Origin of the sequence: Sphingobacterium corticibacterium, assembly GCF_004208525.1 — a bacterium.
In the GTDB taxonomy this organism is placed as follows: Bacteria; Bacteroidota; Bacteroidia; order Sphingobacteriales; family Sphingobacteriaceae; genus Sphingobacterium; species Sphingobacterium corticibacterium.
On record NZ_SGIT01000002.1, the window covers coordinates 1,424,361 to 1,436,776 of the forward strand.

A 12,416-nucleotide genomic window follows, 5' to 3' on the forward strand; every position below is an offset into this window, starting at 1 on the left:
TTAATGTTTCTGATTGCCATTGTAAAATGACATGATAAACTCATTGGTAAAAGTCCCTTCAGGCCCTTTTACGGGTGCAGTCTCTGGGTTAAAAAGAAACTCCTCCAACACGAAGGAAGACCGTTTTTTAACGGTGGACAGCAATGTTCTAACACTCAGCATGTTGCTAAAATCAATAAAAAGTTCGTTGTCTCCCTCATCTAATACGGCATATACCGGTATCCGGAGTTTCTGTCTCCAGGCAGTGATAGCTATTATCAGTAACATATCATCCCGTTCATCCATGAGGTTTTTGATCTCGTCACGCCTGACGGTCCACCTGGCAGCAGCCAAAATAACATTACGATATTTCACCCTGGGCAACCAGGAACACTCTCCTGCGAAGGCTCCCCAGCTGAACGCCAGGCCGGGGCGCCTATCCTGCATTTGCATATCACACAGGAATTGATAGACCGGCATGGCATTTATCCGGAAGTTATGCGCACTGCCGAGTCTTGGGACAATGTCCTTATCCAGACGTTTTGACCGTAGCCGGATCTTCTGATTCCGTACGGAAACCAGAAGATCTGATAATGGAATCTGATAGTCCCGGTCGACTCCCGATTTCGCCAGGTAAGGGATTTCATATTTTCTCAAAACGGGACGCAAGAGTATATTTCCCGTGCGGGATTCAGGTAAGTGTGCGATTTCTGCAAAAATAACATCAGGATTCAGCTCCTCTTCTTTTTGGGTAATATCCAGTACATGCGCTTCGATCTGCGTATCAGCGTGACAAAAGCGCCCCAACAGATTAGTTGCACTCGGTCCACCCACGGACTTGATATAGATCTCGCTCGCATTTTCGTCGTCCTGGAGCAGTACGAACATCACTGACATCGTCGTGGGCAGGTCGTCCCATTGCTGCGCTGTCAGGAAACTGAAATCACGATCGTCCAGCTCAATGGTATATTGATTCGTGGTGGCAGCTTCGATATATTTTTTCAGCAGCAACGATTGTACTTTGTTCCCTGCAACATTAACTGTGCTGTTATTCAGTACCGGTATTACCAGGTCATCTACCAGTGGATTAATATCGCCGGCACTATTGGTTTGGCCGTACCCGATACCGGTCTCGTTATCCAGTACATTCAGCAAGGGCACCTCACGGTCTTCGTAACGCGCGCGGAAAGCGTCCCGGAATCTGGATAGATTTGTTTCTCCTGTTTTGGGAGATAGCTTATTTAAAAATTCCAGAGCTTCCATGATGTTGGTAATGACGGACTGACCCGCAACCGCGGTAATCGCCGGCTTAACCATATCTGTCTGAAATAAATGTTTTGGCTCGTATGCCGTTTGTAACCTGTCAATTTCAGTACGGATACCACCGTAGTATGGGAATGTATAACCCAGCGCAGTACGATCTACGGTCTCCAAAAGAGCCTCTACCTTTTTCAGAATGTGGAATGTCTCCGAGACCTTTCCATTTCCTCCGGATAGCGTGGACAACTGGTCGAGGTGTCGTATAGCCTTGGTTAGGAATTCTTGCCCGGTGACAGTCGGTTCCAGTTCGCTAAATATTAATTGAGAGTCAACGAGTTCAGCGACAAATTCAGATGCATCTTCGATACTGATTTCATCGTCCACCAAAAGCGCCGCCAGTTCATTTATACGTTTCCCTTGGGAGGCTTCCTCCATTACTCTGGCAAGGTACTCAGAATGGTCTACTGCCGAAAGGTGATGAACACGCCTGGTGCCCCGATAAAAATATTCTACATACCGGATCTCGTTAGCAAGCTTGTAAGCGCTGGTGTTACAAAAATATCGGAGGTGCGAACGCACGTCAGGCGATTTGCCCAGATCCTGTGAAAGTGCACACAGATAGCTCATATCGAGCCGGGTGTGTCTTTTGTAGCATTTGTTTTCTTCTAGTAAGATATCGGTATGGCTGCCTAACTGTCCTACCGAACACCCCGCAAAGAGACCGAATGGTGTACAACGGGTTGACATGCGGCTTAGGTAACGCACCAGGGAATATCTAAGCTTTTCTTCCTCCTTTTTATTTGGCAAACCACGTTCGAGGAATTTCAGCAGTTCTTCAAAAAGAACAGGAGAGGCTAGATAGATAGCCTCTTGGATGACTTTGTCGGCAAAAAACGTTTTAAAAGATTCAGCAGAGGCGGAAATCTCAGCAAGATGACGAACAAAAGTACTGAACGGATATAAAGGACTTCTGAAAACAAACCGCTCAAATGGCCGGTATGGATTAGTTGTTGGTCTCATAATTAACTAAGTAGAAAACATTCATCCCAGACAGGTTCGACATCACTTATGGCCGCAAGTAACACCAAGCCAATTCCCGAAATTCCCTGAAGCAAACCAAATTCGGACTTCCACCCTCCATAGGATTGTGGATACCAAGCCTTATAACCTGCCGGCCCATCCGGGAAGACAGCCTTTCTTAGCATGTCGTCCAGCCAGTGAAGAGCAGATTCCTTAAAAACCGGATTTCCCGTGTACTGGTATAAGCGATTATAAATATGAGCGATACCTGCCGAACCATGGCAAAAACCAGCGTCGACTACACGTTCTTTAAGCGCATTTTTACGGGTGGTGCTTTGTAATAATACACTCATGGCAATCTCTTCCCATTCTTGATTCCCAACGATCCCCGATACCTGCAACAATATGTAAGCAAGCCCGAGATCTCCATAGCACCAGGCAAGCCTTCCACCATAAACAGGATGGTCATCCTCTGCTGAAATCATCGAAGGAAAAAACGAACCGGTTTCATCAGGAACGGATAACTTATGGGACAACATATACGATACTGTTCGGGAGAGAAGGTCATTGACGTTTTCCTGTGCAATGCCCATTTGGTAGACCTTGCCCAAGAAGCTGATGATGCTCGTCATACCATGTGACAGACTCAGGTTATATACTGCTTTTTTACCTTCCCCTTCTTGCAGATTAAACATGGACAGCCACTTTAGGCCATCTTGATCTGCGATAGCAGCTTTTGCCAAACCTTCAACCAGTGCAGCGATGTAACCCGCAGAACGAGCAGTCCTTCGTTTCATAAAATACAGGCCTATACCGATGGCATTGTGAAGGTAATCATAACGGCTCTCACCGATGTCTTTTTCCATAACTGCGTACAACAACGCATCGTCATCAGAAAACAATTCGTCAGCATCCCCATCTATAAATCCCGCATCGATTAAATGATTTACAGCCCACCGAAACCCGGCCATACCATTGCATAGACTATATGTGGAGGGATCATTGGAGTGATACATATCAAAGTTGTCCAAAATGATAGAACTCGCCTTTTCAATATATTTTTCCTTTCCTATATATCTACCATAGTGGTAAAACAGGAGCGCGGCGCCGGTGTTACCCTCGCCCAGTAAAGAATGATTCTTGTGCAACTTTTCTTTTTCAAGTGTACCGATGATCGTGTCCAGCTGTTTTTGATTTCCCTCCAGTAAGGGTTCCCATTTTTGTTTATTCATTTTATTATCACTTTAAAATGTCCGGTGCCCACCAGTGGGGCCAGTGTGTTCACGTCCAGTCCCTGTGCCACGATTTCGAAATCCCCGGTTACGTCCGAGGTGAAGAAACTGAACGTGGCTGTGCCATCCCTGTCCGTAACGATGTTGGGGTTCCAGTAAACGGTGGAGCGCATGTCGAGTTCAGTGGTGGGATATGTTTCATAATCCAGAAGGGGAAACTCCTCCGGGATGGTGATGTTCCTGATATAGTTGATGTCTCGGTAACGGCCGCAGCCGAGGTACATGACGGTTCTGGGTTCACCGTAAGGGGTGCTCGCCCACGGATGGGTCCATCCTTTGACTAACTTCATTACATGTTTGCCGTGAAAACTGTAGCTGTGTTCACGAATAATATCCTCATACTCCTCACATTTCGTCTTTTTGAGCGTTCTCTTCACCACTTTTTCTTTTCGTCCTATTACAATCTCTTCCAGCCGGTTTATTCCCCGGAAATCGAATGCTGATGTTGTCGGGCTTTTGACAATAGCGAAGCTGTTCATTGCTTTTGGTAGACGAAGGTGCCCACCCCGTACCACTGTACTGTCAAACCCGATATCGGGATCCTGCCATTCCACTAGATAATGGAATCGCCATGATGCATTGTGGATAGCGGGAATCTTTATTTCCCATTCTTGGCCCTGTCGCGACAGCAGCAGACTGTCCGGTACGAAGAATGTGCCGGACTCTGGGTCGACCTCGACGGTCATTGTCCTGAATACCGGACCGGCATCTATTTTCCCGAGGTTAAATCCTCGCAGTGACCGTAGGTCAACCTCCTTCGCTTTGACATTTTGCTTTGTGGGCTCAAAAAGCAAGAGTTTCGGGAATTGTCGAGGCGCCACCACTGCTCCGGTAGTCCCACCCCTATCCGGTACATACACAGAAGCATTGCTAGGTGTATATACGCAGATACTGCCCCATTTGCTGTACTGCCACAGCCTGCCCAGCAGCAGGCCGTCCGGCATGTCAGATCCTGCGGCATAAAACCTTTGCCGCAACGGCCGGGCAAATCCGGCATAGTAAGCCTGTTGCCGGATGCTGCGAAAGGCCGTACTGTCCCGTCGGTTCCTTTCGGTGGCAGTCACCGAAAGGTTGGCAACAGCCGGGTTTCCCGCGGCATCCGTAACGCGGACCGTGACAGTTACTTTCTTCTTTGTCCCATAGCCCTGTTGGTCCGTCGAGATGCCTACCCGATAATCATCCTGCTCCTTATTCATAAACAGCCGCTCGGCCCACGGTCTGTTATTCCCGTCGAATACCGCCAGGCTCAGGATGCCCTTTGGAAAATCCGCGGTAGGTACCCTGACGATTGCCGAATCTCCGGGTATGACGGCTACGGGTGCGTTCCATAGGATATTCCCCCTCGACCTCAGCACAAGCAGCGCATTGCCCGGTGTGCCGCGGTTGTGTACAACGGCGCTGACGCCGGTGCTATCCCGGTAGACCTTCAGGCTGTATCCTTCAGGCTGATCGGCAGGGGGGACTTCAAATGTCTTCCGGCCCCGGCCATCGGGTGTCCGGACAACGTACCGTACACCCGTGGCGTCGGGAAGTTCGACGGTGCCAATACCCCGGCGGCCGGTATGTAGGCCTGTGATAAGGTTGTTCCCTTCCTTCACCTGAATATCGGTTTCCACGGGATTGCCATGGATGTCCAGCACCTCTATGGCGACGCGTCCACCCGGCACAAACCTGCCGCCTTCGGGGTAACAGTTCACCGTCAGGGGGTTTCCCCGGTGCGGCAGGTTCAGCGATAGTTCGGCATAATCGCTGCCCCTGGTGAACAGCAGCTTAACCTCCAGCGACTGGTTGTCCGAAAGGTCCGGATATGTGAAATCCAGGAAGGCCTCCCCGAAGATGTTGGTCGTCACCCTGCCGTATTTAATCTCCTTCCCCGCAGAAAGCAACTGGTATTCACCTTTTATACCTGCTGCAGGGGAACCGAAATCCCTGACAACGGCTTTTACCCGGACTTTTCCGTTCTTTTCCAGCTGTGCCATTTCGGTCACCTCCGCACTGGCCTCCAGCCGCCTTCCCGTGCTCCGGCTGATCCGGATCGGCTGCACGAATACGTTCGTATCCCCCACGGCAACCATACGGTCCGTATAGGCGTATAGCAGATAATTACCCTCCAGCAGCGTCCTCGGTGGATCGAAAAAAAGTCTATTGGATCCGAATATATACCTCTTGCCAGGTTTGGACAGCCCGATGTTCCCATGTGCCCGTATGTCGTAAACAGGAAACTGAGCATTATGCCTCTCTATCCGGCATTCGTCAACAATACGTATATAGAGAATCTTTGCTTTCTGGGAGGTGTCGCCCAACAGATAGGCCTTGAACCATATCGTCTCCTCAGGCGAGTAGATGTTTTTGTCCAGATGCAGGTACAGATTGCTACTTGGGAGCTCCCTCGTATAGACGGAGAGCTGTTTCCGCAGCTTTGAAACAGCAGATGGAACATTATCCCCATCCTGCGCATTTAAGGAGGGGCTAAGAAGAATCAGCCAAAGTAATGAATAGATAAACCTTATTGTTGACATCATATCGCTGATGGGTTGTTGACTTACAATATAGCGGTACACAGCCCGATAGGTCCATGTACCGCCACCACTAATTAGCACACCGTGCCGCAAACAGTATAGGGTCCGTCGCTGAGTGGAGGACAGCCATAATCGGTCTGACATCCGCTGCAGGTAGCTCCCAAACCTGTATTGGCACATATTGCCGGATTATCGGTATAACCATAACACGCATCCGTACATGCATTGGAGCAATTATCCCAACTACCTCCGGGAGGGCAGCCTTCATGGATTAGAGTTTGACAGCCATCGGTGATTCCCCCACCCACAATTTGTCCTGCTTCTTCCCTTGTTAAATTAGAAATAACGGTTTTGTTTAATTTTAACTTTTTCATTTTTTAGGAAATTAACGGCCAATGCCGTATTTTCGAAACTTAATTAATTCTACCGCCCGTTGAAAAACGGGCTCTTTGCAGGCGCCCCCTTGGGGCGTCTGTTATTATGTTCATACTTTTTCCGGTCTGTACATCCTCCTTTTTTTACTGGTTTTAATAATATTCACGTTTTTAATGTGCTCAAAAATCCAATGACGTTAGACACTGTACGACCCCCTCCTGCCGTAAAGTAATCCTGCTTCACTTTCCTGATAGTTGCTTTCATGCCGTCTACACGACTTGGATCATTGATCAGATTATCCATTTTCATTATAGCTTCTTCCAGGGAATTTGCGTGGACGCCCACGCCCTCTTTCTCAAGGCTCGGCGTGTAGGTCCGGTTAAAGACAAACGGCACGGATTCGTGGATAATACTTTCAAATGCGATCGAAGAAAATATGGAAACGCAGATTTCCGAAATTCTGAAGACCTCATCAAGAGCCATATCGCTTACAAGTCTTACGTTGGGATAGTCAATGATCGCACTGCGGTCATGCAATCCGAGCAGACATTCGGGGTGCTCCCTGATGTAAATGTTCCGATGAGGAAATGCCGTTGCACAATATTTCATAAATGCTAACAGTTCATTTATGTGACTTCTATCCATGACTACCACTGGCGGGGAAAGAAAAAAAGTGATGCCTGTATCCTCTTTGGCCGATCCTGTTTTATACAGATAGCCAACGTCGATAAAGCATGTGTTGGATGGACCTTCTTCCCAAAGCGCATTGAATTTCCTGCCCCAGGTCAGAAAGTAATCGTAATTCATGTTTCTCCACAGGGCCGTAAGGAACAGAGGCCAGCCCTGCTGGATGCATACGGACGGGATGGACTTCGTTTTACATAACTGTGCCAATATTTCCATATCTTCATGGCACCCTTCCAGAATGACCACATAGGTGGGTGACAAACTGTCTAACAGTATCTCAAACGTATTTGCAAACCAAAACAGTTTACTGAACCAGGTTTGCAAATAGTTGTTTTGGACACAGACCTCATCGCAGATGAGATCATATTCCACAACATAAACATTCTCGCCAATTGCCAAACCATCAGGCACAGCATATCCCGCTAGCAAAACGACTTCCTCTTTGATATGTCTGAGGAGAGGGACCAGGTACATCAGCTGCCTGTGGTTTATGCAGTAAAAAACGGGTTTGGAACGATATTCCTGCAACAAGGTAGCTTTACTATATACAATATGACCAGGGGTCAGCTGTCGACAGTCAACCTGTTGTGATGATAACACTCCGAATTCTCTCTTCCAGACTTCCAAAGTGGCAGCTGACGTGGGGATCCCGGATTTCCGCTGGCTATTGTAATGGAAACGTGAGCTGCTGTACATCAGTTTGAACCATAGGTAATTCACAGCGGCCTTCTCTAGGCCGGTACCGTTAACAAAAAATGCTGCAGGTTCCTTCTCCTTTACCTGGGCGATAAATTCATCAATCATTTTTTCAGATTGTTCCAGGTATTCCCAATAGAAATCGCGGTCCATATGGTCAGGTTTTTTTCTAATCGGTAGACTGTCCAGTTAACAATAATTTATATTTCAATTCTGCTATTTTCCAGTCTTCCTCATTGTCAATATCATGGACTTCGGATTCGGGGATTTCGAAAGGGATGGTTGAATCCAGAAACAATTTTTTTTGCCTTAGAAGAGCCTGTGTCCGGAAGAAATAAAATTGGCCGCAGTCATGGTAGAAGACAGGAAGATCCTGAGACCGCTCGTTCAGGTATTTAGGCCAGGCCATTGTTAGTAAGCCGTTCTCTATTGTCAGGGATCGCAAAACGGGATAACTGAAACGAACAATAGGGACTAGTGCATCCGCCGTACTATTATACAGTTTACGATAACCTTCCCTGATCTTTATCGCATTAACAAATGGTCCAGGATAAATACAACATCCATACGTAAACAGTTGTTTACGTTCGCCATAACACATTAAGACTTCCTCGACTACACTGTAAGTTGTAGCTTGGTCATGTGATGTGGCCGGTGATCTCAGAAACGGGACCTTTGCCCCCAAAGAAACGGCCATCTGAGCAATTTCAGCATTATCGGTTGAAACCATCACTTCGTCGAAAACACCTGCTTCTAAAGCAGCGGTTATTGAATAGCCAATAAGCGGGACATCGAGAAATTTTCTGATATTTTTTCCTGGAATCCGTTTGCTTCCACCCCTAGCTGCTATAATGGCTACGCACTTGTTGGTGATGTCCTGATATTGCGGCATATCAATTGGTGTTAATTGTTTAATTATCAACCCCTAAGATAGGGGAATCGTTTTAGATCAGATGGTACTACTTTTTCGGATTATAATATTATTGTACAGACATTGTATGATCGGCTAACGCTACATCACAGTAAAAGTAGAACAGCCGTGAGAGTAGACCAAAATCCGTATCTACCTTTATCCGTATGTCGTTGGGATAGATAACCTCAATATCGCTATTTCTGTCAGAATTATCGATGCCAGTCTGCTACCAATGACAAAGTCGATGAGCTCATGGTAACCGCTGCAACGATCATCGGTGCCATGACAGACAATAGGAAACACTGGTTTACTACGCAAAACAAACCCCGGAAAGACTCTCTCTCCGGGGTTCTGGCAAAACAACAAACTAGCAACAATTAATATTAATATCTTCGTCGCTTACGATCTAAAAGTCGACTGACACCATAACTTACCAATGCGCCCACCGCAGCAAGCAAAATGGTCTGCAATAAGTTGCTCCAGTCGAAGCTGTTCCAGACAGAACAAATAGTACCACCTAACGTGCCTGCTTGTGTATTACTTAATACCCTCATCGCTTTCCTCCTTTCCGTCTGTTTGATGCGGTTTTTCCTCCTCCTTTTCGAGCACCTGTTCGATAATGCCCAAACCCACAGCAATGTATCTTAAAACGTTCATTGCCTTTCCCGGCAATTTTATGGGTGCCAGCAATACCACCTGTACTGCCTGGCTGATCTTTTTGATTATTTTATGCATGATTACATAGATTAAAAAGATGAATTGATTATTGTGATGGATATGATTTTTATAGAAATTCTGTAAAGAGGCTGACACATAGGCCAGCCCCTACATTACAATCATCACCAATCACACTCCCCTAATCACGAGAAACACTTCTCCGCCCATATCCCACAGGCTATATACCAATGCCTTCAGCTTTTCCAAGGCTTTCCCGCTTTCATCTCCCTTACCTTCACCCGTTAGCGTTGTGACAGGAGCAATACAGCCCAACAGCTCCTTCATGGCATTGTTGGCAGCGTGGATCAGGATAGCTTCGCGCCCTAGGACTGCTGGGATACCGATCTGCTCCCCGTGCTTGTTATACTGCCGCTTCTGTAGCTTGTAGCGGCCTTCCGGAATGCAGCTGATACGCGGTATGTTATTCCGATCCGGTAATTCGATCGTGTGGCAGATTTTCTCGCCTTCAAAGTAAATCGTTCCATTGGTTCCCTGTTTTCCGTAGGTTCGTCGGAGAACGAGGGTGTGCTTTGTTTTCATTATGGAATATCTACATCTACAATGGTTAGCGCATTATACTGCCCATTCGCCAGTGGATAATATCCCCCGTTAACAAATTGGAAATATGCAATTCCCATCATGATCAGAACAGCACTTTCCGACTTCGGCTGTAAATCCACGGTTAGTATTTCCGCCTCTGTGTCTTCGCTTTTACCGATGTCCAGGTAATTCGATTGTGCGATAGAAACGCTATCCGCATTCGGATCTGTCGCATCGAACTCTAAAGCGACCAACTGTAGCTGCGCATGGGTTCCACCCCCGGGAGCTTTAATCTTATTCTTGACCTTAAATACAGGCAGTTCCAGCGTGCCTGCTCCGGTATCACGGCTGTAGCTTGGTGTCACCTTCGCCAAGAATACATTACGCAACTGTGCATTAATGTTGAAGTCTATTCCCACGAGCATGCTTAGGTTTTCTACCAATACCTGTCGTTCCCCACGAGCATTCACTTCGTCGGCCTTCAATACTTGGTGCATACGTGAGGTCATGCGGTTGCTCAATTGCGCATCACCAGCCTGCTGTAACAGTTCGTACAACTGCTGGCGAACCAGTTTCGAAGCCTGTACCGCCCGGCCAAACTCCTGTCCGTTTTCTCTCGTGCGCTGAAACCGCGGATCATTGTTGATCTGATCCTTAGTTGGTCCGCCCTTCATACGAGCTTGATAACCGTTGCGCTTGTCTTTGTAAAAGGAAAGATCCCCGATCTTTCCTTTCAATTTGATTAAACTTTCTTGACGTGCCATAATATGTATTATTTGATCACGACACAAAGATGCTCCCCATTTTCGAGGAGCGTGTCCCATATGGGCATAGATGGGCCATCTGGGGTCATTTGTCCATATATGTCCCAAATGGGCTCAAATGTCCACTTGACAAAAACAAAAAAAAATTCTTACCTTTAGATTAATAATTTCAAAGGAACCATTTGTAACGTTGACAACAGATTTCGGCATGGAGAATCAAGTAACGATATAGTAAGGATCAAGTAAGGATATAGTACCTTTTGTTACATAGCAAAACAGTACTTCATCGTTACAAAAAGGGTAATTAGTCGTTATTGCGTATCGGAAGCGGTTGTCTATTTATTTAACCATTAGTATAACTTGCTATGACTAACGAACGAGTTTGTATTTATGCAAAAGATGTCAGTATTCTCCTTGGAAAAAGCTACAAGCAGGGCGTCCGCCTACTGCGCACGATCAAAGACGCCTACGGAAAAGACACCAAACAGTACATCACCCTAGAAGAATTTTCCGAGTATACCGGAATAACTATCGAGATTATCCGGGAGCACTGTCTGAAACGGTAGCGCAATTGATATCCCTTATTTTCGGGAGGTAGCTCACAAGCTACCTCTTTCTAGTTGACCGTATGGGTATAACGTCCTTCGTACCAATCCAAAAAGTCTTTTATTTGGGTTTTGTTCAATGTCAAAAAGCTATTAAAAGGAGCCTTTAGATGAATAATCAATGTTCGCTTTTCTCCTTTGGCAAAATGTTCAATAAGATCATAACGAACAATCCAAGAGCCTGTAGCAAAAAATAGTGGATTATCTGCCAACAATTCTTTTGCACGGCTAAGCGCCCTAAATTCAAAATTGTAGTCATTGCCATCCTCATCGTAGGCCTTGACGCGCCGATCGACAATGTCAAAGAGCAGAAAATCCTGCAATACCATTCCATATTCACGCTTATTTCGGAAAGCTTTGACTATTTCTAATTCTCGCGCCTGTTGTTCCCGCACATCCTTTTTCCGAGATACTACCTCCACATTGGGAAAATCCGATCTATGCCTTGTTAGCTGTATTTGTCGCTTACCTTTCCTGCTTATCCGAAGTGCTCTCGATAGTACCGCAATACCTTCCAAAGCAAAAAAACAACCTTCCAAAACCAATACCGTGACCAAGGATACGACTACAATAGGTAACACTACCTTACCGTAATCAACCACGGAAAAGGGTACATCATGGTGCGTATAATACCACAGACCAAATATAACGGACAAGCATATTGGAAGTACCAATCCTTTCAACAGAAACATATACCGATCTTTTCTACTCATCCTAACACGTGATAGCCTAGGTTTTTGGTAATGCAACAGCCAATTGGTAAACCAGAACAGAACGAAAAGTGCCGCCGCATTCAAGAGATATTGTTCTATGAAACCCTCTTCCGCCATGATTTCAAAAAAACCTTCGGGTTCTCCGTACCACCTCAAAATATGTGAGGTGAGCAATGCGATAAAGACCCTTATTCCAATTAAGATTTTTTTCCTGTTCTCGTATAAGAATTGCATTTATAACTTAGTTTTCTTTGGAATGGCTGTCCAAAATAGCGCAACAGCGTCCAAAATCCGCCAGTAGGTTTATGCAAATTTAGAAATAAACATAGTGAATTA

13 protein-coding genes are annotated in these 12,416 nt (G+C 46.2%); 2 read left to right on the forward strand and 11 right to left on the reverse strand.

Translation table 11 applies throughout. The features are described from left to right. Genes EWE74_RS14095 through EWE74_RS14105 form a run of 3 tightly spaced genes read right to left on the reverse strand, consistent with a single transcriptional unit; the run spans position 1 to position 4,906 of the window. Positions 1-2,259, reverse strand: coding sequence for a lantibiotic dehydratase family protein (locus EWE74_RS14095; RefSeq protein ID WP_130142151.1), 2,259 nt, complete (start codon positions 2,257-2,259; stop codon positions 1-3). 2 nt (positions 2,260-2,261) lie between these two features. Beyond that, complete coding sequence (locus EWE74_RS14100) at positions 2,262-3,491, reverse strand: lanthionine synthetase C family protein (RefSeq protein ID WP_130142152.1); 1,230 nt, start codon at positions 3,489-3,491, stop codon at positions 2,262-2,264. Then, positions 3,488-4,906 (reverse strand): hypothetical protein, encoded by a 1,419-nt coding sequence (locus EWE74_RS14105; protein ID WP_130142153.1) that lies wholly within the window; start codon positions 4,904-4,906, stop codon positions 3,488-3,490. The genes EWE74_RS14100 and EWE74_RS14105 overlap by 4 nt, the downstream gene beginning before the upstream one ends. Positions 4,907-5,782: 876 nt before the next feature. On the opposite strand from EWE74_RS14105, the gene EWE74_RS14110 reads away from it, so the two are divergent. Then, the gene (locus EWE74_RS14110; RefSeq protein WP_130142154.1) at positions 5,783-5,974 is read left to right on the forward strand and encodes a hypothetical protein; all 192 of its coding nucleotides are present in this window, start codon (positions 5,783-5,785) and stop codon (positions 5,972-5,974) included. Between the two features lie 170 nt (positions 5,975-6,144). Here the strand turns inward: EWE74_RS14110 and EWE74_RS14115 are convergent, their stop codons facing one another. The 7 genes from EWE74_RS14115 to EWE74_RS14140 all read right to left on the reverse strand — a co-directional run bounded on the left by EWE74_RS14115 (position 6,145) and on the right by EWE74_RS14140 (position 10,762). Then, on the reverse strand, positions 6,145-6,444 hold the full coding sequence (locus EWE74_RS14115; protein WP_130142155.1) for a class I lanthipeptide: 300 nt from the start codon (positions 6,442-6,444) through the stop codon (positions 6,145-6,147). Positions 6,445-6,607: 163 nt separating this feature from the next. Beyond that, positions 6,608-7,981, reverse strand: coding sequence for a hypothetical protein (locus tag EWE74_RS14120; protein ID WP_130142156.1), 1,374 nt, complete (start codon positions 7,979-7,981; stop codon positions 6,608-6,610). A gap of 16 nt (positions 7,982-7,997) precedes the next feature. Continuing rightward, positions 7,998-8,720, reverse strand: coding sequence for a pseudaminic acid cytidylyltransferase (gene pseF / locus EWE74_RS14125; RefSeq protein ID WP_130142157.1), 723 nt, complete (start codon positions 8,718-8,720; stop codon positions 7,998-8,000). Positions 8,721-9,124: 404 nt separating this feature from the next. After that, entirely contained in the window at positions 9,125-9,295 is a 171-nt protein-coding gene (locus EWE74_RS21110) for a hypothetical protein (RefSeq protein WP_165384723.1), read from the reverse strand. Further along, positions 9,279-9,476 (reverse strand): hypothetical protein, encoded by a 198-nt coding sequence (locus tag EWE74_RS14130; protein WP_130142158.1) that lies wholly within the window; start codon positions 9,474-9,476, stop codon positions 9,279-9,281. The genes EWE74_RS21110 and EWE74_RS14130 overlap by 17 nt, the downstream gene beginning before the upstream one ends. A 111-nt stretch (positions 9,477-9,587) precedes the next feature. Next, complete coding sequence (locus tag EWE74_RS14135; protein ID WP_130142159.1) at positions 9,588-9,998, reverse strand: DUF5675 family protein; 411 nt, start codon at positions 9,996-9,998, stop codon at positions 9,588-9,590. Continuing rightward, entirely contained in the window at positions 9,998-10,762 is a 765-nt protein-coding gene (locus EWE74_RS14140; protein ID WP_130142160.1) for a hypothetical protein, read from the reverse strand. The genes EWE74_RS14135 and EWE74_RS14140 overlap by 1 nt, the downstream gene beginning before the upstream one ends. 365 nt (positions 10,763-11,127) lie before the next feature. Here EWE74_RS14140 and EWE74_RS14145 point away from each other — a divergent pair, with 365 nt between their 5' ends. Then, on the forward strand, positions 11,128-11,328 hold the full coding sequence (locus tag EWE74_RS14145) for a hypothetical protein (RefSeq protein WP_130142161.1): 201 nt from the start codon (positions 11,128-11,130) through the stop codon (positions 11,326-11,328). Positions 11,329-11,378: 50 nt separating this feature from the next. Here the strand turns inward: EWE74_RS14145 and EWE74_RS14150 are convergent, their stop codons facing one another. Then, positions 11,379-12,314 carry a hypothetical protein gene (locus EWE74_RS14150; RefSeq protein WP_130142162.1) on the reverse strand — a complete coding sequence of 312 codons (936 nt, stop codon included), beginning with the start codon at positions 12,312-12,314 and terminating at the stop codon, positions 11,379-11,381. Between the last annotated feature and the right edge of the window lie 102 nt (positions 12,315-12,416).